Origin of the sequence: Paenibacillus sp. PvP094 (assembly GCF_040546835.1) — a bacterium.
Lineage (GTDB): Bacteria > Bacillota > Bacilli > Paenibacillales > Paenibacillaceae > Paenibacillus > Paenibacillus illinoisensis.
This window is the reverse complement of the sequence record NZ_JBEPOM010000001.1, coordinates 64,318-87,427: the sequence shown is the minus strand read 5'-3', so window position 1 is coordinate 87,427 and position 23,110 is coordinate 64,318. Positions and strand designations below refer to the sequence as shown.

Annotated in this window: 18 protein-coding genes; 14 read left to right on the top strand and 4 right to left on the bottom strand. The window is 46.5% G+C overall.

The window, feature by feature from the left end; translation table 11 throughout:
- Positions 1–389: 389 nt before the first annotated feature.
- The 4 genes from glnA (at position 390) to ABIC22_RS00430 (ending at position 4,160) form a co-directional block, all read left to right on the top strand.
- Complete coding sequence (gene glnA, locus ABIC22_RS00445; protein WP_095288270.1) at positions 390–1,814, top strand: type I glutamate--ammonia ligase; 1,425 nt, start codon at positions 390–392, stop codon at positions 1,812–1,814.
- 229 nt (positions 1,815–2,043) lie between these two features.
- Entirely contained in the window at positions 2,044–3,132 is a 1,089-nt protein-coding gene (gene serC / locus ABIC22_RS00440) for a 3-phosphoserine/phosphohydroxythreonine transaminase (RefSeq protein ID WP_354477092.1), read from the top strand.
- A 137-nt stretch (positions 3,133–3,269) separates the two neighbouring features.
- The gene (gene trmL / locus ABIC22_RS00435; protein WP_354477089.1) at positions 3,270–3,734 is read left to right on the top strand and encodes a tRNA (uridine(34)/cytosine(34)/5-carboxymethylaminomethyluridine(34)-2'-O)-methyltransferase TrmL; all 465 of its coding nucleotides are present in this window, start codon (positions 3,270–3,272) and stop codon (positions 3,732–3,734) included.
- 171 nt (positions 3,735–3,905) lie between these two features.
- On the top strand, positions 3,906–4,160 hold the full coding sequence (locus ABIC22_RS00430; protein ID WP_024629045.1) for an AbrB/MazE/SpoVT family DNA-binding domain-containing protein: 255 nt from the start codon (positions 3,906–3,908) through the stop codon (positions 4,158–4,160).
- A gap of 97 nt (positions 4,161–4,257) precedes the next feature.
- Here the strand turns inward: ABIC22_RS00430 and ABIC22_RS00425 are convergent, their stop codons facing one another.
- A complete protein-coding gene (locus ABIC22_RS00425) occupies positions 4,258–5,175 on the bottom strand; it encodes a serine hydrolase domain-containing protein (RefSeq protein ID WP_354477086.1) in 918 nt (305 codons plus the stop codon).
- Positions 5,176–5,640: 465 nt separating this feature from the next.
- On the opposite strand from ABIC22_RS00425, the gene ABIC22_RS00420 reads away from it, so the two are divergent.
- From ABIC22_RS00420 to ABIC22_RS00390, 7 genes are all read left to right on the top strand, one after another.
- Complete coding sequence (locus ABIC22_RS00420) at positions 5,641–6,405, top strand: alpha/beta hydrolase (protein WP_154895914.1); 765 nt, start codon at positions 5,641–5,643, stop codon at positions 6,403–6,405.
- An 11-nt stretch (positions 6,406–6,416) separates the two neighbouring features.
- A complete protein-coding gene (locus ABIC22_RS00415) occupies positions 6,417–7,376 on the top strand; it encodes an ABC transporter permease (RefSeq protein WP_127539451.1) in 960 nt (319 codons plus the stop codon).
- Positions 7,377–7,394: 18 nt separating this feature from the next.
- Positions 7,395–8,297 carry a carbohydrate ABC transporter permease gene (locus ABIC22_RS00410; protein ID WP_095288264.1) on the top strand — a complete coding sequence of 301 codons (903 nt, stop codon included), beginning with the start codon at positions 7,395–7,397 and terminating at the stop codon, positions 8,295–8,297.
- A 55-nt stretch (positions 8,298–8,352) separates the two neighbouring features.
- The gene (locus tag ABIC22_RS00405) at positions 8,353–9,951 is read left to right on the top strand and encodes a type 2 periplasmic-binding domain-containing protein (RefSeq protein WP_127539452.1); all 1,599 of its coding nucleotides are present in this window, start codon (positions 8,353–8,355) and stop codon (positions 9,949–9,951) included.
- Between the two features lie 133 nt (positions 9,952–10,084).
- Complete coding sequence (gene bglX / locus ABIC22_RS00400; protein WP_354477082.1) at positions 10,085–12,250, top strand: beta-glucosidase BglX; 2,166 nt, start codon at positions 10,085–10,087, stop codon at positions 12,248–12,250.
- Positions 12,251–12,369: 119 nt separating this feature from the next.
- The gene (locus ABIC22_RS00395) at positions 12,370–15,741 is read left to right on the top strand and encodes a GH36-type glycosyl hydrolase domain-containing protein (protein ID WP_354477079.1); all 3,372 of its coding nucleotides are present in this window, start codon (positions 12,370–12,372) and stop codon (positions 15,739–15,741) included.
- A gap of 156 nt (positions 15,742–15,897) precedes the next feature.
- Complete coding sequence (locus ABIC22_RS00390) at positions 15,898–16,914, top strand: LacI family DNA-binding transcriptional regulator (protein WP_354477076.1); 1,017 nt, start codon at positions 15,898–15,900, stop codon at positions 16,912–16,914.
- A 347-nt stretch (positions 16,915–17,261) separates the two neighbouring features.
- Here the strand turns inward: ABIC22_RS00390 and ABIC22_RS00385 are convergent, their stop codons facing one another.
- Together ABIC22_RS00385 and ABIC22_RS00380 are read right to left on the bottom strand one after the other, a co-directional pair.
- Positions 17,262–18,326 (bottom strand): phosphodiester glycosidase family protein, encoded by a 1,065-nt coding sequence (locus tag ABIC22_RS00385; protein ID WP_354477073.1) that lies wholly within the window; start codon positions 18,324–18,326, stop codon positions 17,262–17,264.
- Positions 18,323–18,733, bottom strand: a complete 411-nt coding sequence (locus ABIC22_RS00380) for a uroporphyrinogen-III C-methyltransferase (protein ID WP_095359067.1) — start codon at positions 18,731–18,733, stop codon at positions 18,323–18,325. The genes ABIC22_RS00385 and ABIC22_RS00380 overlap by 4 nt, the downstream gene beginning before the upstream one ends.
- 429 nt (positions 18,734–19,162) lie before the next feature.
- Between ABIC22_RS00380 and ABIC22_RS00375 the strand changes: the two genes are divergently transcribed.
- The 3 genes from ABIC22_RS00375 (at position 19,163) to ABIC22_RS00365 (ending at position 22,056) form a co-directional block, all read left to right on the top strand.
- The gene (locus ABIC22_RS00375) at positions 19,163–19,819 is read left to right on the top strand and encodes a response regulator transcription factor (protein WP_095359066.1); all 657 of its coding nucleotides are present in this window, start codon (positions 19,163–19,165) and stop codon (positions 19,817–19,819) included.
- Positions 19,820–19,958: 139 nt separating this feature from the next.
- The gene (locus tag ABIC22_RS00370; protein WP_095288256.1) at positions 19,959–21,182 is read left to right on the top strand and encodes an aminotransferase-like domain-containing protein; all 1,224 of its coding nucleotides are present in this window, start codon (positions 19,959–19,961) and stop codon (positions 21,180–21,182) included.
- Positions 21,183–21,429: 247 nt separating this feature from the next.
- Complete coding sequence (locus ABIC22_RS00365) at positions 21,430–22,056, top strand: FMN-dependent NADH-azoreductase (RefSeq protein WP_127539458.1); 627 nt, start codon at positions 21,430–21,432, stop codon at positions 22,054–22,056.
- A 110-nt stretch (positions 22,057–22,166) separates the two neighbouring features.
- Here the strand turns inward: ABIC22_RS00365 and ABIC22_RS00360 are convergent, their stop codons facing one another.
- On the bottom strand, positions 22,167–23,030 hold the full coding sequence (locus tag ABIC22_RS00360) for a DUF2161 domain-containing phosphodiesterase (RefSeq protein WP_154895920.1): 864 nt from the start codon (positions 23,028–23,030) through the stop codon (positions 22,167–22,169).
- Positions 23,031–23,110 lie beyond the last annotated feature (80 nt).

The following is a 23,110-nucleotide window of genomic DNA, read 5'->3' as shown; positions in this document are numbered from 1 at the left end:
CCACGATACAATCGGACATTTTCCTCGTTTCATTCTTGAGAATGAAGCAGGGGGATGTCCGGTTTTTCATATCAAGGGGGGATTGAATACATTTATTAATCAATAGTGATAAGAAACATTTATGATGTAATGTTTTTCCCATGTTTTAGGATGTTATTATGGTTACTTTACCGCATTAACTCGGTTAAATGTATAATCAATTCGTTGTTAAGTGAATTTATCTGATTTATAAAATGTAAGTATAGCTAACATAGTCGCAAAAAATACCTTACATAAGTATTGACGATGTCATGTTTAAGAATTTATAATGACGACAGAAAAAAATTCGAATATGGACATTTTCTTTCGTGGGGTTGTTTATTGTTCGGAATATTTGGGAGGACGAATACATGTCGGTTGAAAACGTATTGAAATCAATTCAAGAGAACAACATCGAGTGGGTAGATTTTCGTTTTGTAGATTTAGCTGGTCGTGCACATCACATCTCGTTGCCAGCTTCGGCTGTTGATGCAGACACATTCGTAAATGGAGTAGCTTTTGACGGTTCTTCTATCCAAGGTTTCCGTGGAATCGAAGAGTCCGATATGGTTATGATGCCTGATCCTGAAGCGACTTATGTCGATCCGTTCACAGCACACCCTACATTGAATGTTATGTGTGATATCTTTACACCAGATGGTGAGCGCTATGAGCGTGACCCACGCAGCATCGCTGTTAAAGCTGAAGCTTTCCTGAAAGAGAGCGGTGTAGGTACTGCAGCATTCTTCGCACCTGAGTCCGAATTCTTCATCTTCGACGATGTACGTTATGAGAGCGGCACGAACAGCTCTTCCTACTACGTTGATTCCGAAGAAGCATCTTGGAACACGAACCGCAAGGAAGAAGGCGGTAACCTGGGCTTCAAAGTTCGCACTAAAGGCGGATATGTACCTGTAGCACCAGTGGATACTCAACAAGATATCCGTAGTGAAATGTGTCGTTTGTTGGAAGAAGCTGGCCTGTCGATCGAGCGTCATCACCACGAAGTGGCAACAGCTGGTCAAGCCGAAATCAACTTCCGTTTTGATACCTTGAAGAAAACAGCAGATAACCTGCTTGTATACAAATACATCGTGCATAACACTGCACGTCAATATGGCAAAGTAGCTACATTCATGCCGAAACCATTGTTCGGTGATAATGGTAGCGGAATGCACGTTCACCAATCCATCTTCGATGGCGATTCCCCATTGTTCTACGACAAAGCGGGATATGCAAACCTGAGCGAAATGGCTCTGCACTACATCGGAGGAATCCTGTACCATGCACCAGCTCTGATCGCGTTGACTAACCCAAGTACAAACTCATTCAAACGTCTTGTACCTGGTTACGAAGCACCGGTAAACCTGGTTTACTCCAAAGGTAACCGCTCTGCAGCAGTACGTATCCCGGTTGCAGCTGTGACACCTAAAGGCTGTCGTATCGAGTTCCGTACGCCTGACTCCACTGCTAACCCTTACCTGGCATTCTCCGCAATGCTGATGGCTGGTCTGGACGGAATCAAACGCAAAATTAACCCAACTGAGCTTGGTTACGGTCCACTCGACAAAAACATCTATGACTTGTCAGATGCTGACAAAGAAAACATCCGCAGCGTTCCAGCTTCCCTGGAAGAGGCGCTTGATGCTCTGGCAGCAGACAACGAGTTCTTGACTGAAGGCGGCGTATTCACTAAAGAATTCATCGAGAACTACATCAACCTCAAACGTGATGAAGCAAAAGCTGTAGCAATCCGCATTCATCCACACGAGTACAGCCTTTACTTCGATTGCTAATCCGATCGAAACAAGGGTAGCTACAATTTAAGCCTCCGGGACTCGCTCTCGGAGGCTTTTCCATGAATGGACGATGCAGTACGTTAACTTTGCAGGGTGATAAAGTATTTTGATGACCCTAATTGCTAGCTTCAGTGCTTATTGCCCTTGATGCGGATAGGGAATACTGATATCATAGCGATAATATTTACTTCATATGTAAGCTACGGATGGAAAGGGCGGGGGAAAAATGACAAAGAGAGCGTATAATTTTAATGCAGGACCAGCGGCACTGCCACTGGAGGTTTTGGAGCGTGCGCAAGCAGAATTTGTTGATTTTCGTAACACAGGCATGTCGATTATGGAGATGTCTCACCGTGGGGCAGTGTACGAGTCCGTACATAATGAAGCTCAGGAGCGTTTGCTGTCGCTCTTAGGCAATCCGAAGGGATACAAGGTACTATTTCTTCAGGGCGGAGCAAGCACCCAGTTCGCCATGTTGCCGATGAACCTTCTGGGGGCAGGCCAAACTGCAAGTTATGTCATGACAGGCAGCTGGGCGAAAAAAGCGTTGTCTGAAGCGAAGCTGATCGGTGAAACCCACATTGCAGCTTCTTCCGAGGCTGATAAATACATGAAATTGCCTGATGTATCGAACCTGAGTTTGCCTGACCGCACAGCTTATGTACATCTGACATCCAATGAAACGATCGAGGGTACACAGTTCAAGTCTTTTCCGGACACGGGATCTGTACCGCTAATTACTGACATGTCGAGTGATATTTTCTGTAAACCATTCGATCTTAATCAGTTTGGCATGATTTATGCGGGTGCACAGAAAAACCTTGGACCATCCGGGATTACTGTGGTAATTGCTCGGGAGGAGCTGGTAAGCGAATCACCAAAAACGATTCCAACGATGCTTCGTTACAGCACACATACCGAAAACAATTCCCTGTATAATACTCCTCCTTCTTTCTCTGTTTACATGGTCAATGAAGTTCTGAAATGGATTGAAGAACAAGGTGGACTGAAAGGGATCGAACAAAAGAACATCAAGAAAGCGGAATTGCTCTATAATACAATTGATTCCTCTGGCGACTTCTATCGCGGCTGTGTTGATGCTGCAGATCGTTCCCTGATGAACGTGACATTCCGCCTTGCTTCGGAAGAATTGGAGAAACAATTCATCAAGGCTTCCGAACAGGAAGGGTTCGTTGGATTAAAAGGACACCGCAGTGTTGGAGGCCTTCGTGCATCCATCTACAATGCTGCGCCTTATGAGAGTGTTAAGGCACTGACTGACTTTATGAGCCACTTTCAGAAGACAAATGGATAAATCATAGGGGAATGGATGAGAGGCCTTAGCCTTCCAATCTAGCCCTTCCAGAGCCTTCCACATTGACGTGTGGGGGGCTTTTCTTTAGAATTAGAGGATTGCAACAGATACATGAACTTAAAGGAGATTGAACACATATGGCTTTGCATATCGTTCTGGTTGAACCGGAGATTCCCGCGAATACCGGCAATATTTCTCGCACCTGCGCGGCTACGGGAACCCATCTGCACCTGGTTCGCCCACTCGGGTTTCGGACGGATGATGCTACCTTGAAGCGGGCTGGCCTGGATTACTGGCATTCAGTTCACATTGAATATCATGATTCATTCGCAGAGGTTCAGGAAAAGTATCCGGAGGGTCGCTTTTTCTACGCAACCACGAAGGCGAAGAACAACTATAGCGATTTTACATTCCAGGATGAAGATTTTTTGGTTTTTGGCAAAGAGACCAAAGGACTACCTCCTGAATTGATTGCTGCCAATCCGGAAACTTGCATGAGAATGCCTATGACAGGTGATGTACGTTCATTAAACTTGTCCAATTCGGCAGCAATTATCGTATATGAAGCATTACGACAATTGAATTTTCCGGGCCTGGATTGATCCATATTCGCCTTCAAGTGCTTGTTAGAATTCGCTAAAAAAACATTTTTCAAAAAAAAGGACAAAAAATGTTTATTTCCAGCAGGATTCGACAAAATCTTGGCGAATCTTTAAACATAGTACAATTGTACCTAGAAATTTAGAGTAAGATAGGAGAGGTGTGCCGTAGCTATGAAGCCAGCTGGAGTAGTTCGCAAAGTTGACCAATTGGGTAGGATCGTATTGCCTAAATCTTTGCGTAAAAGGTATCAAATGAATGAGGGAGATCCTGTAGAGATCTTAGTACAAGGGGACCATATCATTCTGGAGAGATACCGTCCAAAATGTATTTTCTGCGGATCAATGGAAGAAGTCAATGAGTTCAAAGAGCGTTACATATGCGCACAATGTCTAGATGAAATGACCCAGCTTCCACAGCACGGGTAAAATAAAGAAGTATCATGACCGATAAAGGCATGATACTTCTTTTGTTTTTTCAATATGTTTTGAAAAAATACAATAATTTATAATCCTATTGAGTAGCTTAATGTTCACTTTCAAGATGGGGAAGGATATCGGACCAGATCAGGTCCAAAATGGCCTGCATGTTCAATTCGTCACTACTAACGGCAACCACAGCGTCCAGTTCGGGCAGGACCACGCATAGTTGACCATAAGCGCCATCAGCACGGTATGCATTGTGAGAACATAACCAAAATTGATATCCGTATCCTTGTCCCCAATCGCCTTCACCCGGCGTCGTTATCTGGCGAGTTGTTGCTTGGTCTATCCATTCCACAGGAACCAGCTGACTGCCGTTCCAATTGCCCTTCTGAAGCAAGAACTGTCCGAACCGGCCTAATTCCTCATTCGTAAGCTGCAAGCCCGCACAGCCTAATGTAATGCCCATTGGAGAGGTTTCCCATTCGACGTTGTAAATCTCCAGCGGTTCAAACAGTCTGGGAATCAGATAATCTTTTACGGTCTGGCCCGAGGCTGCCTGAAACATGGCCGAGATCATAAAAGTATCGGCACTGCTGTATGTAAATGCTTCGCCAGGGACTCTGTCAATTGGAAGTGACATGTAATATTTAGCCCAATCTTTCTCCGCAAGTGTGGCCCGTTCCTCCGCCCAGAGCACAGGCACATCATGTCCTGAAGACATCCGCAGCAGATCATACAGTGTGAGATCCGCAGGAGAGAATGCTGTTAGGTTCGGAGCAGGTGTTGGCCATGTGAAGTATTCTCCCAGTTTGGATTCGAGTGTGAATATGCCTTCTTCGAGTGCCAATCCTACAGCCATACAGGTAAACGACTTACTGATCGAATGCTGTAAGCGCCGCTTATCCTCAGTCCGATCCCACATTCCACGTGTTTCTCCATGCTGCAGCACACGAACCGACAGTACGTTTAATTGCTGAGCCTCAATATGTTGAACAAAGCGATTAACAATGCTGGACATAATAACATCCTTTCATTAAAAAAGACGACATTTTAGGACTGGTGAAACGTTTCCGTAATCTGGAACCAAAATCAGAAATTATGTTAGTACAATCCGAAGGTGATGTCAACGAAAGATGTGCAAACGGTTACCAAAAGGGTGAATTTTCACAAATAAAGTGCCTTTTGACGCAAATTTACACTTGAAAAAGAAGTTTTTTGAGAAAATAACGCGAAATTTGTAAAAAGGTTATTGACAGGATTTACTCATCGGGATTATGATTTATTCGAAACGATTCGAAGAAATCGCTTCCAAGTAAAAAGTGCTGTTTTTAAGTCCATGTGAATCAACGTTAGCTATGTTTTGAAACGATTCGAGAAAATCGTTTCGATAACTAGTAGGGTATGGGGGAACGGCAAAAAGTCGTAGCAGAAAAGCGAGAGTAGAGAGAGTACAGGCGACAGCTGATGATGAAAGGGGTTGCATATGGCACACATCACGATCGAAACCGGATCGCCTACATTATGCATGAACACAAGCATACATGTAGTGTCCAGTGACTCCGGAGAGACTTCAGGCGGTACGCTATATCTGCTGCATGGGGCAGGCGATAATGCGAGTACATGGCAACGATTGACTACAATTGAAATGTACGCTGCACAATATGGCTGTACCATCATCATGCCGGAGGCAAACCGAAGCTACTACACCGATATGGAATACGGCCTGAATTACTTCCATTACATTACTCAGGAGTTGCCTGAGTTTTGCAGACGTCAGCTCAACCTGAACACGGATCCCGAGAAGACTTACATTGCGGGATTGTCCATGGGTGGATATGGTGCTCTGAAATGTGCACTGACTTATCCCGAACGTTATCGCAAGGTGGTTTCTTTATCCGGAGTAACCGACATTCAGACAAGGCTTCATGATCCCAATATGCCACCCGGTATGATCAAGGAAATGAAAGCGGTTTTTGGAGAACGGTTACAGGTAAAGCCCGACCAGGACATCTACGCACTGTCAGACAAATTGCTGCAAGAGGGCAGGCCTTTACCAGATGTGCTTAGCTGCTGCGGTGAAAGTGATCCATTTATTGAAATGAACCGCAGATTTGCCGAGTACATGCAGGGAACTGCGTATCATTTCCGGTACGTTGAATCTCCGGGAGCTCATGAATGGAGATTTTGGGAGCATCACCTGAGAACCATGTTTGATTTTCTGTATAACGACAAGACCAAAGTAGAGTGAGGAGATGCAAATTGAAACCTGCAGCCGAAGGACCTAGCAAAAAGCTGAAGGGAAACTTGAAAGGGAATTCGCTCTGGAGTGAAATCTGGAAGCACAGAATGACGTACACCCTGCTAATTCCGGGGCTTGTCTGGCTCATCCTGTTTGCGTATATGCCAATGGGCGGTCTGTCTCTGGCATTTAAGGATTACAAAGCGAACCTGGGAATCTGGGGAAGCCCATGGAGCGGATTTGAGAACTTCAAATACGTTTTCCGGGATCCAACGTTTATCGACGCGGTATGGCGGACATTGTATATCAACATTTTGAAGCTGATTATCCAATTCCCATTCCCGATTATATTGGCTCTGTTACTGAACGAACTACGTATGCGCAGAGGGAAAAAGTGGTTCCAAACGATTCTTACGTTCCCTCACTTCCTTTCATGGATTATCGTATCCGGGGTTGTCATCAACGTATTGGCGTATGACGGATTGGTGAATAGCACGCTAGCATTGCTTGGATTGCCAACGATTAACTTCCTGGGTTCCGAATCCAACTTTGTACCGATGCTTCTATTAACAGATATCTGGAAATCAAGCGGATGGAGTGCCATCATCTTCCTCGCTGCGATCTCGGGTATCGATCAGGATCAATATGAATCTGCACAGATCGACGGAGCATCACGGTTGCAGCAAATGTTCCGCATTACGCTGCCGAACATCCTACCGACCATCACCGTTATGTTTATCCTGTCTGTCGGTGGTTTGATGTCATCCGGTTTCGATCAGATCTTCAACTTGGCAAATGCCGCAACCAAAAATGTATCGGAAGTACTCGATGTATATATTTATCGGATTACGTTCCAATCATCAACCGACTTCTCGTTCTCGACAGCGGTCAGCTTGTTCCGTTCCCTTGTGAATATGATCTTGCTGCTTCTTGCTGACAGATTTGCGAAGCTGCTTGGCGGAGATGGATTGTTCCGATAAGAAAGGAGGAAAAATGAAATGAGCAAGAAAGCTAACAAAAAGTCGAAGATTGGTACAGAACGAATGACGCTTCTGGATTACGTTATCTTCGCCATCTTACTTGTGCTTGCCCTGATGATTCTGATTCCGTTCTGGAATGTCATCATGATCTCGTTTGCAACACAGAAAGAATATGCCGACAATCCATTATTGATGTTTCCTAAAGAGTTCACTTTGGATTCCTATAAAGCACTGTTTGCGGACGGGACTATCCTTTCGGGGTACAAAAATACACTGATCCTGCTGGTGATTGGCTTGCCTCTCAGTATGTTCCTGACAACAAGCATGGCGTATGGACTAAGTCGCAGCAACTTTCCATTTAAGAAATTTATCTTTTTCCTAGTGCTGTTCACCATGATCTTCAATGGTGGTATCGTACCACTCTACCTGATCATGAAATCACTTCATCTGACGGGATCGCTATGGTCCGTTATTCTTGCGGGAAGCTTCAGTGCATTTAACATGATCCTGATGATGAACTACTTCTACACTTTGCCGGAATCGCTAATGGAATCTGCGCGACTGGATGGTGCAGGGGAGTGGAGAATCCTGTTCAACGTCGTTCTTCCTCTGGCCACACCAATCATTGCTACGATCACGCTGTTCTATGGGGTGGCCTACTGGAACAGTTGGTACGATGCGATGATCTTCCTGCGAAAGGCAGATCAGTTACCACTGCAAAATGTACTTAGGACGATTATATCTACATCACAAACCAATGCCTCCAATGCTTCCAGCGTGGATGCAACGCAAGTCAGCAATTTCTCAATGGGGATGAAAATGGCTGCGGTATTTGTCACTATGGTGCCAATTATGTGTTTCTTCCCAATGCTGCAAAAGCACTTTGCCAAAGGGGTATTAACAGGGGCTATCAAGACCTGATTATACGTATAGGATTTTGACTTAAAATTCTACTAAAAAACATGGGGGTAAAAGCATGAAGACGAACAAAAAGTTGTCTGTTAGATCCATTTTTGCCATCACGCTCTGTATGTTGATGTTGGTGGTGACAGCTTGTTCCAGTAGTAGTTCGGAAGGTAGCAACGAGAAGGATGCAGAGGGAAATTATACAGATAACCTGACCATCTCTGTAGCTAACCTTACGGAAGTAAAAAACGGGAACATGGATAATGAGTTCCATAAATTCTGGACAGACAAGTTCAATGTAACTTGGGACTACAACTATATTGACTGGGATTCATGGGGCGAGAAACTTCGCCTGTGGATCAACTCAGGTGATTTGCCGGATGTATCCGTATGGAACTATGTTCACGGTGATGCCTTGAACAATATTGATCAAGGACTCTTCTACAAATTCCCGGATGACTGGAAGGAACGCTGGCCGAACGTGGCAGCAGCTTACAACTTGACAGGACTCGGAGATAAATTGGAAGAACTGACTGGCGGAACGTATCTCTTGCCTAGACCAATTTATTATGAGAACAAACCTGCTGATCCACTGACAAACCAAATCGGGGTTATTGCTCTCCGTAAGGACTGGGCTGAAGCGGTTGGTTTCGAGTTGAAAGATGCATATACAACATCTGAAATTAATGAATATGCTGCGCTTGTGAAAGAAAAAGATCCAGGCAAAGTAGGCAGCAAACTTGTACCTCTGTCCTACAATGCTGCAGACGCTATGACAAACATGATTATGCCGAACAGTGTGCATGCCATGACGGATGCTCCGTTCTATAAAGGTGAAGATGGTCAGTTCCACTGGGGACCAGCGGATCCTGAGACGCTGACAGGACTGAAATTGATGCAAAAAGCCTATAAGGATGGACTGCTCAATCCAGAGTTCTACACATGGAAAAACAATGAAGGTCAAAACAACTTTAAAGTAACAGGTACTGCTGCAGTTACAAGTCTGGGTGGATTGGCTTCATACAGACAAGGTTTGGACACCGATATGAGAAAGAACCTGGGTGTAGATAGTGATGAGCTGGTACACACTGCAATCGTTCTTGGAGATGACGGGAAATATCGCAACTTGGAGCAAGCAAACTTCTGGTCCGCGCTGATTTTCAACCCTGAGATCAGTGACGAGAAATTTGAACGAATTATGGATCTGATCGACTACTCCGCGACAAAAGAAGGACAGTTGCTTATTAACATGGGCTTCGAAGGAACGGACTGGAAATATGATGAGAACAACGAACTGGTTAGCTTGTTGCCAGAAGGAACAGTTCTGGAAGACAAATACCCAGCACGCTTCGAAGGTCTGTATCTCCTGGGTGACGACTTCAGTGTTGTAAACCCTGCTATTAAAAAGGATTACCGTGATAGAGCCGTAAAACTGTTCGAGGAAAAAGCAAAACTCGGTACAGAAGGTCAATCGCTCGCAACATACGACTGGGATGTCAACCTGTACGATTCCAAAGCTAAGAGTCAAGCTTCATTCGATTACCAGAACGAATATGCCAACCTGATCCTCAAAAGTGGAGATCTGGAAGCTAACTGGAAAGAATGGGTGAACAGCAAGATGTCCCTGGTTCAACCTTACCTGGATGAACTGAACAGCGAATTCAAGTAATCATTCAGTAGTTAACAAGATGGGACATGACAGGACGATTCTGTCAGCCCACCATTCTGAACCCGGTGCGCGGTCTCTCCCCGAACGCAGCCGGGTTCTTTATTTCAACAACATGCAGTGGAGGATAACGGATATGAATAATGAGCAGTTGCTTGACCTGGTCAAACAGATGACGCTGGAGGAGAAAACAGCTCAGCTTCTTCAATTGACCGCCAATTTTTACGAAGGGACGGATGCCCAAGGCCAGATTACTGGACCGATGGAAGAAATGGGGATTACAGAGCAATCTGTCGTTGCCAGTGGCTCCATCCTGGGCTTGTCAGGCGCACAGGCCATTATTGATGTACAGCAAGCCTATTTGAAAAAAAGCCGTCTCGGTATTCCACTGTTGTTTATGGCAGATGTCGTGCATGGTTTTAAAACGATTTTCCCGATTCCACTGGCGATTGGGTGTTCATGGGATACGGACTTGGCTGAGAAAAGTGCAGAGATTGCTGCACGCGAATCCGCAGTGTCCGGTTTGCATGTGACATTTTCTCCAATGGTGGATCTGGTTCGTGACCCGCGCTGGGGCCGCGTGATGGAGACGACAGGCGAAGATCCGTACCTCAACAGCCTGTTCTCGGCGGCTTTTGTACGTGGGTATCAGGGAGACAATTTGAAAGATGAGCCAGATCGTCTCGCTGCTTGCGTCAAACACTTTGCAGCGTATGGTGCTGCTGAAGGCGGACGTGACTATAACACCGTAGATATGTCCGAGCGCAATCTGCGTGAGTATTATTTGCCAGCATACAAAGCTGCCCTGGATGCAGGCGTCGAAATGGTGATGGCTTCGTTCAATACAGTAGATGGCATCCCAGCGAGCGGCAATGAAAAGTTGATGCGTGACATTTTACGTGACGAGTGGGGCTTCGATGGTGTATTGATTTCGGATTGGGCTTCCATCCGCGAGATGATTGCACATGGTGCAGCTGAAGATGATCGCGAAGCGGCATACCGTGCCATTCGCGCAGGCGTGGATATCGAGATGATGACCCCTTGTTATGTTAATCATCTGCCTGAGCTGATCCAGAGCGGTGAAGTGGAAGAGAAGCTTATCGATGAAGCTGTATTCCGTATTCTGCAGCTCAAAGAAAAACTGGGATTGTTCGACAATCCACTTCGTGCCGCTGACCCGGAACGCGAGCGCGAGATTGTATTCTCGAAGGAACATCGTCAGGTATCCTACGAGCTGGCAACCAAATCGGCTGTTTTGCTGAAAAATGATAACAGTGTACTTCCGCTTCAGCCGGAAGCGAATGTCGCATTGATTGGGCCTTTTGCCCAGAGTGAAGACATTCTCGGCTGGTGGTCTTGTGAAGGCGTGAAGGCGGATGCTGTCAAGCTGGGAACGGCACTGCAGGAGCGTCTGCAGCATGGACAGGTTCACATGGCCCAAGGAAGTGGCGTTCACACGATCACCTCGGAACAAATCACTGAAGCCATGGAAACGGCGAGTAAGGCTGACCTTATCGTTCTGGCTCTGGGTGAAGATTCTGAAATGAGCGGTGAAGGTGGTTCGCGTACCGATATTCGTCTGCCAGCAGCTCAGCTTGAACTCATCAAACAGTTGAAGACGACAGGTAAACCGATAGCTAGCGTGATTTTTAATGGTCGTCCTTTGGATCTGCATGGCGTGTTTGAAGAATCGGACGCCGTACTTGAAGCGTGGTTCCCGGGCAGTGAAGGCGGAGCAGCGATTGCTGATGTTCTCACAGGCGTAGTGAATCCATCTGCACGTTTGACGATGTCTTTCCCGCAGTCCGTCGGTCAGATCCCGGTGTATTATAACCATTTCAACACAGGACGCCCACTGAACCCGGAGAAAACAGAAGAACGTTATGTTTCAAAGTATATTGATAGCCCGAACGATCCACTGCTTCCGTTTGGCTATGGCTTGTCATACACCACGTTTGAATACGTTGATCTGGAAGTCTCCAGCCAGGAGATGACTGCCGATCAACCAATCAGCATCCAGGTTCGTGTAACGAATACCGGACAGCGCGCAGGTGTGGAGACAGTTCAACTCTATGTGCGTGATGTAACCGGTGAGGTCGTACGTCCGATGCGTGAGCTGAAGGGCTATACGAAACTTGCTCTCGAGCCAGGCGAGAGCGGTACGGCTACATTTTCGTTAAATGAGGAACAACTTCGCTATCATCATTCCGATCTGACTTACCGCAGTGACAAAGGGACATTCCAGATTTTTGTCGGGCCTAACAGCCGCGATACCCTGGAAAGCACATTCAAGTTGGTGTAATGAATGCAAGTTACCGCAAGTTATTGGAATTTGGCATAAAAATGCAGTGAAGATGCACTGCCTTCTTCAAGGCTGCTTGGCAGGGGAAGAAGGCAGGATAGGAGGATATGAATAGATACATGAAGACGATGACTAGATCGCAAATCAACATTCAAGCCGGCGAGCTGAACTTCACATTCTGGGAGAGCGGTGATCTGTTCCAGGCAGTAAGTGGACAGGCCATGATCAATCAATTAATGACAAGCCCGGTGGACGGGTCCATGAATAATCTCTATTTGCGTTTTCATGACGAATCCAGTATTCGTTATGTTCCCATGCTCGGCATCCATTCCGAGAGCCAGGTTCAACAGGACGGAGACCGCTTGGTGTGGGCGGGAAATGCGGAAGGTGTGACTTATCAGGTTGTTTTTGCACCGACAGCTCGGGGAGTCTGGTTCTGGGATGTAACGGTTAACGGCCACGGGGAAAAAGTGGACGTCATCTACGGCCAAGACATTGGCATAGCTGACCCCGGAGCGGTACGAAGCAATGAAGCCTATCTTTCGCAATATATTGATCATACGGTCTTCGAGGATGACAAATGGGGCTATGTCGTAGCATCCAGGCAAAATCAACCCCAGGGCGGAGTATTTCCGTATGTGCAGCAGGGATCTCTAACTCGTGCTACGGGGTATTCAACCGATGGATTCCAATTCTTTGGCTTAAGCTACAAGGAAACGAATATTCCTGAAAGCCTGCTTAAACCGTCGCTGGCGAATGAAGTGTATCAATATGAATTTGCATATACAGCCCTTCAGTCAGAAACCGTGGTTTTGAATGGCGAAGCCCGCTTTGTATTCTACGGCCTGTTCCAGGCGAATCATGCGGCAGCCATTAAGGAACTGGAATATAAGGATGTTGTGGAACAGGCCTGGAACGAATATGAAGCGAAAAGTACAGGGAACGGAGCTGTTGCAGCTAGCTCTGCCAACGCTTTGCCTAAAGTGTCCCTGAACCCGACTCTGGGTGAGCCGCTTCGTACTTTGGCTATGTCTGATGACGAAGTGAATGCCCGTTTCCCGGCTTCAACCAGACAACAGGAAGAACGTGCCGATGGCGAACTGTTGGCATTTTTCACAGACACTTATGAGCATATCGTCCTCAAGGAAAAGGAAATGCGCGTGGAGCGTCCGCACGGTCATATTCTGATGAGCGGAAACAATGTGAAACTGGGCGAGAATGTGATTACGACGACTTCCTATATGTACGGTATTTTTAACTCACACATCGTTGTGGGCAATACGAACTTTAACAAAATGATGAGCAATGCCCGCAGTGCGCTGAATATCGCGAAATCCTCCGGTCAGCGGATCTACGTGGAGATGGACGGAGTCTTCCATCTGCTCACCATGCCGTCTCTCTTCGAGATGGGCTTCAACTATGTGCGTTGGTATTACAAAACGGATCAGGACACGCTGATTGTCACGAACTATACAACACTGGATACTCCTGAAATACGTTTGCATGTGAAATCGGAAAAAGGAATCGCTTATCGCTACCTGATCACCAATCAGATCACCATGAATGTGAATGAATATGAACTACCTGCCCGTGTCACCGAACAGAACGGTGAACTTCGCATTAAGGCGAATACGGACAGCCTCAGCACCCAGGAATACCCGAATCTGGAATATCGCATGTCTGTGAGCGGAGCGGGAGTAAAAGTTGGCGATGAGACCCGACTGGCGAGTGGTGTGAATTCGGGTGACGGATCTATTTTCACCTTGCAGCTGGGGAGTACGGCTGAATGGACAATGACCATTCAAGGCCTGCTTGAAGGAGAAAGTGTGGTGTTGTCCACACGCAGCTTCGAGGAGGAAGTTAATGCTTATCGTGCGTTTTATGCGGAAGTCATGAACGGGTTCCATCTGTCGCGTCCTGGGAAGCCAAATGCAGAAGAGTTGTTCAAGGTCAATGCGCTTGCATGGTGGTATACCCATAATATGCTGGTCCATTACTCCGTTCCGCACGGTTTGGAGCAATATGGCGGCGCAGCTTGGGGTACACGGGATGTATGTCAGGGGCCGGTCGAATACTTTATGGCTACGCAGAAATATGAACAGGTCCGCGATATTTTGAAAATGGTGTATTCGCATCAGTATGAGGATGACGGCAACTGGCCGCAATGGTTCATGTTTGACCGTTATTTCAAAATTCAGCAGGAAGAGAGCCATGGAGACATCATTGTATGGCCGCTTAAAGTACTGAGTGACTACCTGATTGCGACCAAGGATTACTCCATTCTGGATGAAGAGGTTCCTTACACCGTTAAACTTGGTTTCCATTTTAGTGAAGAGAAAGCATCAGTGCTGGAGCATGCGCAGAAAGAGCTCGAATATATCCGCAGCCACTTCCTGCACGATACATTCCTTTCCTCGTATGGTGATGGAGACTGGGATGATACACTTCAACCCGCGAATGCACAACTGAAACAGTATATGGTCAGCAGCTGGACCGTTGCCCTTACGTATCAAACACTGAGTCAACTATCCAGAGCACTTGTGCCTGTGAAGCCGGAACTAGCGGCAGAATTAAGCAGCATGGCTGCAGGAGTTAAAAAGGACTTCAACAAATATATGCTGGATACCGACGTTATTCCTGGTTTCGTATATATGGAAGATCCAGAGCAAGCCAAGCGGATGCTGCATCCGGATGACAGCGAGACTGGCATTCAGTACCGTCTGCTGCCGATGACACGCAGCATGATTGCAGAGCTTCTGGAGCCAGAACAAGCTGCGTCTCACTATCGTTTGATTAAGGAAAAATTGTTCTGCCCGGACGGCGTGCGGCTTATGAACCGTCCAGCCCAATACGATGGAGGGGTAAGCACACATTTCAAACGTGCAGAACAGGCGTCCAACTTCGGTCGTGAAGTTGGTCTGCAATATGTGCATGCACATATTCGCTACATTGAAGCCATGGCGAAACTTGGTAATCCCGAGGAAGTATGGAACGGCCTTGGCATCATCAACCCTGTGGGTATTCAGCAAGTCGTGCCTAATTCGGATCTCCGCCAGAGCAATGCTTACTTCAGCAGTTCTGATGGTAAGTTTAACAACCGCTACGATGCACAGGAGCAGTTCGATAAGCTTCGCACCGGTGATGTTCAGGTAAAAGGCGGCTGGAGAATCTATTCCAGCGGACCAGGGATTTACATGAACCAACTGATCTCGAACGCACTGGGCATTCGTCAAGAGGAAGAGGATCTCGTCATTGATCCCATCCTTCCGGCAAGTCTGGATGGCCTGCACTTTGATTTCCAATATAACGGAAAGAACGTGACCTTTGTTTATCATCTTGGCGGAGAAACGGTACAACGTGTGCTGTTGAACGGCAAGGAACTGGATTCGACGAGACTGCGGCAGCCTTATCGTCAGGGGGGACTGCGTATTTCACGTACAACCCTTGAACAAGGTCTGGCCGAAGGTAATGTGATCGAGATTTACAGCTAAAAATGGCAGAAGACCTCTTCTGGGGTAACAGCGATCGAAAGAAGATTCTGTAACCGGAGTGTCATCAGATAAGAGGTTAGTCCGTTTACCAACTATTCAAGAAGTCAGGTCCTCCAGCCCGGAGGGCCTGATGAACATAACAGGGGAGCGAAGATTGTGGTCAGTATCAAGGATATCGCCAAAAAGGCGGGGGTTTCGATCTCCACCGTGTCTTATGCGCTGAATGGCAGCAATAAAGTGACAGATGAGACCAGCTCCAAAATTTTGGCCATTGCCAAAGAGCTGAACTATGTTCCGAACGCTGCCGCACGAACGTTGAAGAAAAGGGAATCCAAAATTCTCGGTGTATTTCTGACAGACTTTAGCGGAGATGTATACGGGGATTTGCTTAGTGGCATGAAAACGGTTTGCAACGCTCAGGGTTATGACTTGATTGTCTGCAGTGGTAAGCAGTCCCACCGGATGCTTCCGGAGCGAATGATTGATGGAGCCGTTATACTCGATCATACGTTTGCCAGTGAAGAGCTGCTGCAATATGCCGATCGGGGACATAAAATTGTCGTTCTTGACCGAGAGCTCCATCATCCGAACATTAATCAGGTACTGCTGGATAACAAGGCAGGAGCTACACTGGCTATGGAACATCTGATTGAGCAGGGACATACGAAGATATATGTTGTAACCGGTCCGGAGGGTTCATTTGACTCGGCACAGCGGATGAAAGCGGTAAGACAAGTGACCGAGCGGGAAGCAAATGTGGAATGGATCGAGATTGTGGGAGATTTTGAGAAAAGTGGCGGAGAGCAGGCTGCTGAGTTCATTATTCAAGAGTATACGAGACCGGCTGCAGTATTCTGTCTCAATGACGAGATGGCTATTGGTCTGTGTAATCGCTTGGCCGAAAGTGAGCTGCAAATTGGCCGGGATATTGATGTCATCGGTTTTGACAACATTGAACTGAGCAAATATGTTCAACCAAGGCTGGTCACCATTGATTATTCCAAAAGGAAATGGGGTTCCCTTGCAGCGGAGCAGTTAATTAAAATTATTGCCGGAGAACCGGTGGATCATGAACGAATCTACGTTACATTGGTGGAGGGTGGTTCAGTTTGCAGACAGGTTCCACAAGATATCCCATTGCCTATTCGCCATGAACGGGTGGTTAGCTCTTGATGCGAGAGGATGACTACGTCAGTTGTATCATCACGAATAGCTTCAACGATGTCAGTGCTGTACCCCGAGAGACAAGGCTTAGAAGAATTACAGCATTCTTTTAAGCCTTGTCTCTTGGTATATGAACACAATAAAAAAGCCTCTCACAAGGAGAGGCTTGGCCATTAAAGGCCCTTGGTTTTGTCGTTGTTGTAGGCTGCAGTGAAAATGCCTGTCATGAACAATGCAAGTACAATTGCAATAATCCAGAATGTCAATGAGAACGACATACACTTGCCACCTCCTGTACATTTAGCACTTTCTTCTATTATAACCAATAAAGGAAGAAAAGGAATGCCTATACAGAATCATTTGTAAAATAAAAAGTGAGTAGGTACAGGTCTGAGATTGCCGTCTGATGGATTGTTCACAACCCGATTGTTCAGGATTAGCGAGGAGGAGCCGCCGCCATCCAGATTGTAGGCATCCACTACGCCAAGCTTGTATAGACGACCCTGAAGCTCCTCAAGAGTCGCACCAGAGCTTCCGCTTTCGTTATATCCATCCACGACGATAATAAGCAGCTGATCATCCTTGTAATTGCCAATTACGGTACGCGGAGCCCTCTTGGGCGATACCTTCCACTTGGCAGGAATGGCTGTTTTCTTGCCGTTCTGAAGCAGGACAGGTACAAAAGTTGCGCCGAACTGTGGTTTAAGGCGGTCCAGGGAGTTTTTATCAAAAAATTTGCCGCCTACCAGTTTGCCCGTATCGTTAAGACCTACAAAAAACAGATCCTTGAAACTGGCTTGGAAGCCGTTCACATATTTACCGTCCATGACCGTTGTGCTGAGCGGGTATCGTTTGCCACCGCTATCTGCGAATCCGCCTGCATTGATTCCGGCGATCGCACCATTTCGCTTAACGGCCTGCATGGTTGTCTCGGCTTTTCCTGGTTCACTGCTCATAGCCATTTTCATGGCCGTAGGGTCCTTCAGTTTAACTTTCATCGCGTAACCCTTGTACGTGCCAGGGTTCACTCGATAGAGTTCAATCGTTAGCCGGTCACTGTTAACCCTTTCGATGGGAACGCCAAGCTTGGACGAAATGCGCTGGTTGTATATCGTTTCCGGACGTGCGGCTTGTACCGACGCCGATTGTACAATGGTAGACATCGTACTGGTCGTACGATTATACAGCTCTGTCGTTCTTTTAATAGAAGAAGAAGTTTGAACGGCAGCTTCCTTGGCCCCAGTAAGCTCCTGGCGTATAGCCTGGGTCTGGGGAGTAATCGTTTCCTCTGACAGTCCGGAATGAATCACATCCCCGGGTTCAAGCGGGGGGCGAAGCAGCAGCAAACAGATGATCAATCCAATAAAAGGAGCAAGTGCAAGCATAAAAAAACGATTAACCTGTTTTACGGGTGTAATCATTTGAGCAGGTCCATCTTTTTCTGGAGGGTTTCCAGTTGCTTTTTGACTTCGCTCAGCTGGGTGTACAACTTATTGCTGTTATCCGTTTTGTCGCTTGCATTATCCTTAGTAAACGTCAGCAGCTCGTTGAAGGATTGAACTTGTCCCTGTAGGTCGGCTACTTCCTTCGATATCGTTGTTAGCTGATTTTCATAGTCCGCTTTTAGCGCGGCAATCTGCTGCTGATTATGGGCCTGAATCTGACTAAGCATCTGCTTCTGAAGATGGTTACTATAGTAGTAGGTTCCCACAACTCCCAGTGCAATGAGAACAATCCACATGACCAGAAAAAGCTTGACTGAAGATCCGGCCTTGCCTTTGGCGCTCCGGGTGTGATGGATGTCAGAAGGTTGAGCAGAAGGTTTCATATCATCACTCCTGGTTATTAATAGGTAAAAAAAATACCAATCCTCATTCTATCATGCCACTATTGATTACGCAAAAATGAAATTCTTTAAGTAATAGGATAAAAAGAGATTGCATCGGATGGAAGTCCTAGGATACAATTTCTTATAGATGCAATAAGTAGGAACTTTGGGCAGGATTTTCGACCTTTTTAGCTAGAGATGCAGGAAAATTATACTATATTTTGCATGAGTGAGGCATATATATTGCAATGTCATGATGCAGTTTTGGTGAAATAAAGCAGCTGCATGGCTGTTCATCCATTTATTCATCATATTTCGACATTATTCGACTTTGCTTCTTCTATACGTGGACTGTCGCAAGTATGGTGATAGAATCAAGGCAAAAAAGTAGAAAAGTATTTGTCCAATACATAACCAGGGGGAACAATCATGAAAAAAGTATGGCAGGTGGTCATCGTAGATATCCACCCCACCAGCATGCTGGGTACCAAATTGATATTGGAAGAGCAGCAGGATTTACTTGTACGGGGAATGACCTCAACAGGTACAGAAGGACTAGAATTGGTGAAGATTCATCAACCTGATCTCATTTTGATGGATTATCGGCTTCCTGAAGGGCAAGCAGATCCATATATTACTCAGATGAAGAATGCATCCGTGCATAGTCATGTTATTATTTTGACAGATGAAGACAATGTGAAGTTGTTTCGTCATCTTATGGGTCTTGGTGCAAGCGGCATGCTGTCGAAACAGGCTTCCCCTAGCCAGCTGATTCACCTAATTTCCGGGTTGCGGGAGGGATGCGTATCCATTCCAATCTCCTGGCTTACAAGCACTGAATGGGCTCAGCCGTCTGACTCTCCGGGAGAAGAATTTCTGGTGGAACTGACAGAAACCGAAACTTTTATCATGGAAAGAATTGTTCAGGGCGTAACCTATGATAAAATAGCCAGTGAGATTAACGTCAGCCGACGTTCCATTGATAACTATCTGCGCAAAATTTATGTGAAGCTGGATGTAAGCAGCCGTGCGCAAGCTATTGAACGCTATGCCTTATATGCGAGACAGGCCAAGACGCTATCCTGATAACCGTACTTCATTTATAAAGGTACAGGATATGAATCAGGAGGCAGGTCCAATCGTCATATTCGGCGCTCAGCAGGAATAGGTTGAAGGCTGTGGACTGCGAGCACCAGTTCGGAATTGATGAAAGGGGAACGGACCGATGAAATATTTCTTCGCCTCCCGTACAAACAGGCTGTTGTCTTCACCACTCCGGGATATTCGTGAGATGTCTGGCCGGGATTATTTCATTTCTCTGGCCGAAGAGTTACCTGCAGAGGAATTATTTCCGTTCAAGCTGCTGGAAGAAGCGGCCGTATCTGTATTCAGTTCTGGGCCATCTGCTCTTCAGTATGGTGAGCCAGCAGGCTACAGACCTCTGAGAGAGTGGCTGGACACGGACTGGAATATCCGAAAAGACATACGTACAGTGCCAGAGCAGATTTTATTAACCACAGGAACCCAGCAGGCAATTGATTTGGTGATGCGTCTGCTGCTGGAGCCAGGGGATTCCGTATTGGTAGAACACCCTACCTCTCCGGGTTGTCTTGAAGTTCTGGAAATGCAAGGGGCCAAAATTGTGCCTGTCCTTGGCGATTCAGACGGCATATTGCCAGATCTATTGGAGCACCACATGCAGCAGCTTAGACCGAAGCTGCTTTTTGCTGCGCCAAGCTTCTCGAATCCGACGGGCGTGCTATGGTCCATGGAACGGAGAGAGGCTGTGCTTGATCTGTGCTCTCGTTACGGGGTTTTGCTTGTTGAGGATGACTCGTATGGAGAGCTTCACTTCGACGGTCTGGAGACGGCCGACTTCTATCGCAGATTTCCTTCGTTATTTGCGCTCGATACTGCTGATCAAGGCGGGCATGTACTGTATATTGGTTCGTTCAGCAAAACGGTTGCACCTGCACTGCGCACGGGCTGGGCAGCAGGACATCCTGCCTTGATACAAGCCATGGCTTCAGTCAAACGGATTGCTGACGGGCAATCCAGTCCAATGAATCAGCGGTTATTATACCAGCTGCTCGCCCAGTCTCCATTTAAATGGAGTGACCATCTCTCCATGCTAAACCGGGAGTACAAAATCAGACTGAAGCTGATGCTTGAGTTGCTCAAAAGGCCTGGCTGGAAAGGGGTTCAATATACCATCCCCAAGGGGGGCATGTACCTGTGGGTTCAACTTCCCGAGGGGCTGGATAGCGGAGCATTGCTCAAAGTGGCACTTTCCAAAGGTGTGTCCTTTCTGCCAGGTTCTCTCTGCTCCACGGGTGTCCAGGATCACCGTCATATTCGATTGAATTTTAGTCATCCTGGACGCGACGAGCTGCTGCTGGGCATGAACCTGATCAGTGAAGCTATCTCAGAATTCACTGCTCGCAATTAGCAGAATGATTAAGAGAGCGAGAGCGGCTTTCTTCAAAAGAAAGTGAGAACTGCGATTCCTAAGTAAATATATGAAATTTTGAAGAACAAATAAAAAGAGTTCATTACCCAAAGTAATTACGTTATTGCATCCACTAACATTTTTATATATAATATGTATTAATGAGTTGTTGTTTTCTTTATATAGGTTGTATTCAACGCGATTTCAGGAGAAACACTCATATATTTTAATTAACGGGGGAACGAAAATGTCCAATATTCTATTTGTAAAAGCAAACGACCGTCCTGCGGATCAAGCAGTCAGCGTAAAATTGTACGATGCATTTTTGAGCGCATACAAAGAATCCCACCCAGGTGACACCATCACTGAGCTGGATCTCTACAATACAGATATCCCTTACTACGGTAACACTGTAATTACAGGTGGATATAAAGCAGCTAACGGTATCGAAGCAACTGCTGAAGAGCAGCAAGCTGCTGCACTCGCAGCACAATTGCAAGATCAATTCCTGGCAGCTGACAAAGTAGTATTTGCATTCCCACTGTGGAACTTCACTGTTCCTGCACCACTGGTAAACTACATTTCCTACCTGAGCCAAGCTGGCAAAATGTTCAAATACACAGCTGAAGGCCCTGTAGGTTTGGTTGGCGACAAAAAAGTGGCATTGCTGAATGCACGTGGCGGCGTTTACTCCGTTGAGCCAATGGCATCTGCTGAAATGTCCGTAAAATATGTAACAAACGTACTGAACTTCTGGGGTATCCAAAACCCTGAGCTCGTTATCGTTGAAGGTCACAATGCTTCACCTGATCGTTCCCAAGAGATCGTAGATGCTGGCCTGAAATTGGCAGCTGAAGTAGCAGCAAGCTTCTAATCGCTATTATATAGAATCATTGATCAAGAGCCTGTGATCTCCTCCGAGATGACAGGCTCTTTTGTATGCATCATGATTGCTGAAATATTTTTCTTTATTTATTTAACTGTTTATTTATTTTTGGACAATGAGCCAAAAGCTTCGTTTTGGAGTACCCGATATTGCTCCGTTGCCTCCGCAATTTCTCCTAGCTCTTCCACAATAAAATCCTCTGAGGAGTTCAGACTCCCTGGCACCATTAGATCATGTTCCAACGTATCATGGTCTTCAAGCATATGAGAATGCTCTGTTAGGGCTTGTGCCCCTTTGATCGTAAGTACGTATTTACCGCGTGACAAACGTTCGAACCACCCATAGTAATTTTTCTGCAAAATGGCTGCAGCCGATCCGACGCCGGTTTGTCTTGCGAGTAGGGCAGGAGAAGCTTCACCTTGGCTTCGCAGGGCAGAGGCAACACGCAGCGCCTTCTCCCGGTATGCGGTTACCAGCTGCCTGCGGGTACTGCCGCCCGTGTTGTAGTCTCCGCTGCGTTCTTCAAATTCCCTCAGCAGCCGTTGACGCCTTACCCCACCTTTACGGGAAGGAATCCGGTGTGTACCGTTCAATGCCGCAGGCTCACACAGCACATCAATGAATGGTGACTTGGTCTTATAGAACGTCACCGTAATCAAGCCAAGCCCGAGCTGGTGGCACAGTGCTGTGAGTTCGCTCCAGCGCTGGTTAACAGCCCCGCGTTTGCTCCGATTGCGCTCTACAGCCAGATAAACGAATGGACTAAGTTTTAGCCTCTGCATCCCCTGAAGCAACAGCGAGAGATTGAAGGTTTTTTTCATCTCCACAATAAGGGGCTCGTCTTGATCGGATCTGACTCCGACGAGGTCGCAATGTCTGACTTCAGCCTTGATCAGGAATCCCTGCTTTTCAAAAAAGGCTTTTAGTGGCGAATATAACTCGGTCTCGTATTTTACTGCCATCATTCCTCCTCCTTTCCCAAGAAGTCGTCCATGGCGGGACGTTGTCCGGTTCCCTGAATTTAGAACCTTAATTATATCAT

Bases quoted from the DNA above. Each gene is read 5' to 3' on its own strand.
- glnA (WP_095288270.1), top strand. From the start codon at position 390: ATGTCGGTTGAAAACGTATTGAAATCAATTCAAGAGAACAACATCGAG.
- serC (WP_354477092.1), top strand. From the start codon at position 2,044: ATGACAAAGAGAGCGTATAATTTTAATGCAGGACCAGCGGCACTGCCA.
- trmL (WP_354477089.1), top strand. From the start codon at position 3,270: ATGGCTTTGCATATCGTTCTGGTTGAACCGGAGATTCCCGCGAATACC.
- ABIC22_RS00430 (WP_024629045.1), top strand. From the start codon at position 3,906: ATGAAGCCAGCTGGAGTAGTTCGCAAAGTTGACCAATTGGGTAGGATC.
- ABIC22_RS00425 (WP_354477086.1), bottom strand. From the start codon at position 5,175: ATGTCCAGCATTGTTAATCGCTTTGTTCAACATATTGAGGCTCAGCAA.
- ABIC22_RS00420 (WP_154895914.1), top strand. From the start codon at position 5,641: ATGGCACACATCACGATCGAAACCGGATCGCCTACATTATGCATGAAC.
- ABIC22_RS00410 (WP_095288264.1), top strand. From the start codon at position 7,395: ATGAGCAAGAAAGCTAACAAAAAGTCGAAGATTGGTACAGAACGAATG.
- ABIC22_RS00405 (WP_127539452.1), top strand. From the start codon at position 8,353: ATGAAGACGAACAAAAAGTTGTCTGTTAGATCCATTTTTGCCATCACG.
- bglX (WP_354477082.1), top strand. From the start codon at position 10,085: ATGAATAATGAGCAGTTGCTTGACCTGGTCAAACAGATGACGCTGGAG.
- ABIC22_RS00395 (WP_354477079.1), top strand. From the start codon at position 12,370: ATGAAGACGATGACTAGATCGCAAATCAACATTCAAGCCGGCGAGCTG.
- ABIC22_RS00385 (WP_354477073.1), bottom strand. From the start codon at position 18,326: ATGATTACACCCGTAAAACAGGTTAATCGTTTTTTTATGCTTGCACTT.
- ABIC22_RS00380 (WP_095359067.1), bottom strand. From the start codon at position 18,733: ATGAAACCTTCTGCTCAACCTTCTGACATCCATCACACCCGGAGCGCC.
- ABIC22_RS00375 (WP_095359066.1), top strand. From the start codon at position 19,163: ATGAAAAAAGTATGGCAGGTGGTCATCGTAGATATCCACCCCACCAGC.
- ABIC22_RS00370 (WP_095288256.1), top strand. From the start codon at position 19,959: ATGAAATATTTCTTCGCCTCCCGTACAAACAGGCTGTTGTCTTCACCA.
- ABIC22_RS00365 (WP_127539458.1), top strand. From the start codon at position 21,430: ATGTCCAATATTCTATTTGTAAAAGCAAACGACCGTCCTGCGGATCAA.
- ABIC22_RS00360 (WP_154895920.1), bottom strand. From the start codon at position 23,030: ATGGCAGTAAAATACGAGACCGAGTTATATTCGCCACTAAAAGCCTTT.